1 protein-coding gene is annotated in these 1,774 nt (G+C 60.9%); it reads right to left on the bottom strand.

Annotation, left to right across the window (positions count from 1 at the left end):
• Window positions 1-1,774: glycosyl transferase family protein (locus tag BZK31_RS28785; RefSeq protein ID WP_083186498.1), on the bottom strand; the 1,774-nt coding region annotated here is incomplete at both ends.

The following is a 1,774-nucleotide window of genomic DNA, read 5'->3' as shown; positions in this document are numbered from 1 at the left end:
CGCCTTGCTGAACACGTCGCGGTCGAGCAAACCCTGTTCGATCAACAGGTCGCCCAGCAGCGGCGCGGCGGCAGGCAATGGCTGGCCTTCGACGACGTGCAGCAGACGCAGTTGGGTCACGATCTCGCTTTCCCGCGCGATCATCTGCACCGGCTCTGCACCCAGTTGTTCGCTGATCTGCTGCAAGCCCTCGTCGTTCAACGGGCTGGCGACCGCGATTTCCCGTCGGCCCTGAGGATTCAACGCCAGCGGAACCGCCCGCCAGCGCAGGCAGAACTCATCGGCCAGCACCGGTTCGGCAGAACGTTTGCCTGCAATGTCGAACACCCTGGGCAAGTCGTTCTGAAAGGCGATGGCTTCGGCCAGGGTTTCGTCGTCGAGCCAGCCGTGGCTCAGCAGGATCCGGCCCAAGGGCAGTTGTCGGGTCTGCTGTTCGGCCAGGGCGGTCTGCAGCTTTTCATCATTGATTGCCTGCCATGAAAGCAGCACGCTGCCCAGTCGACGTGGCGCGATGGCGACCAGGTCGGTGGACGGGAAGTCATGCATGGTCTTGTCCCAGGCCAGCTTGCGGTTGAGCAGCTTGCCCACCAGAAACATTCGCCAGGCCCGTGCCGCAGCCATGAAGTTGACGAAGTTGCCGACCACCATGCGCGGTAGCGACAGCAGACCGTGCTGCCAGCCGTACAGAACGGTGGTGAAGTAGAAGCGGTGCACCATGCGCCAGATCAGCGCAAGGCCATTGGCGATCAACAGGTATTTGATCAGCCCGTCGGATTCGAACGGGGTGGGAAAACTGGTGTTCCACAGTCCGCTGGCGCGCAGCACGATCAGCGCCAGCAACTGCACCAGAATGAGGTAGGCAATGATGCTGACGAACGAGGTCACCACGCCCTTGCGGTCGCGAAAAAGCAGATAACGGTTGGCCAGCGAGCCGCTCCAGCCCATCTGTTCCCAGCCTTGCAGACCGATGCCCAGAGTCCAGCGGGCTTTCTGGCGGAAGGCGGTGCGAAAGGTGTCCGGGAAAAACTCGCGGACACACAACGGCATTTCCAGCATCGATTCATATGGCTTGCGAAACCAGGATTTGCGCAACACGCGAAACTGCACCGGGAAACGCACGAAAATCGCCTGCATGCCGTACTTCGCCAACCGCGCACCCACGTCATAGTCTTCGGTCAGGCTCTCAGTATTGAACGGCTGGTTCTGGTTTTCCTCGGCCAACACCATCAAGGCGCGGCGCGAAAAACAGGTGCCCACGCCTGCGGAAGGTACGGTATCGGTCATGCTTTCGCGCACCACCAGATCCTTGCCGTGCCATTCGGCGAACTCGTCCATGTAGGTCCCGGCGACCCATTCGTACCAGTTGCGCTCCAGCGACACGACCGGTAGCTGGATCATGTCCTTGCGCGGCAGCAGGTAGTTGAACAGACGCAGCTCCAGCGGGTGCAGCACGTCTTCGCTGTCGTGCAGGATGGTCCCGGCGAATTGCATCACGTGGGTCTTCTCATAGAGAAAGATCGCCTGGATCACCCAATTCAGGCAGTCGGCTTTGCAGGTCGGCCCGTCGTGCGGGACTTCCACGCGGTACAACTGCTTGTAGCGACGACGCATGCGTTCCACCTCATCGATGGTGCGCTGGTCGTTGATGTAGGTGCCGACGAACACCACGTAGTTCTGGTAGTCGAGGGTCGACACCATGTTCTCGATCATCGGCGCAATGACGTCGTATTCCAGCCAGGCAGGCACCATGATCGCCAGCGGCTGCTCGTCGCGA

This window comes from Pseudomonas floridensis (assembly GCF_002087235.1).
GTDB lineage: Bacteria > Pseudomonadota > Gammaproteobacteria > Pseudomonadales > Pseudomonadaceae > Aquipseudomonas > Aquipseudomonas floridensis.
This window is presented reverse-complemented; position numbering and strand designations above follow the sequence as displayed.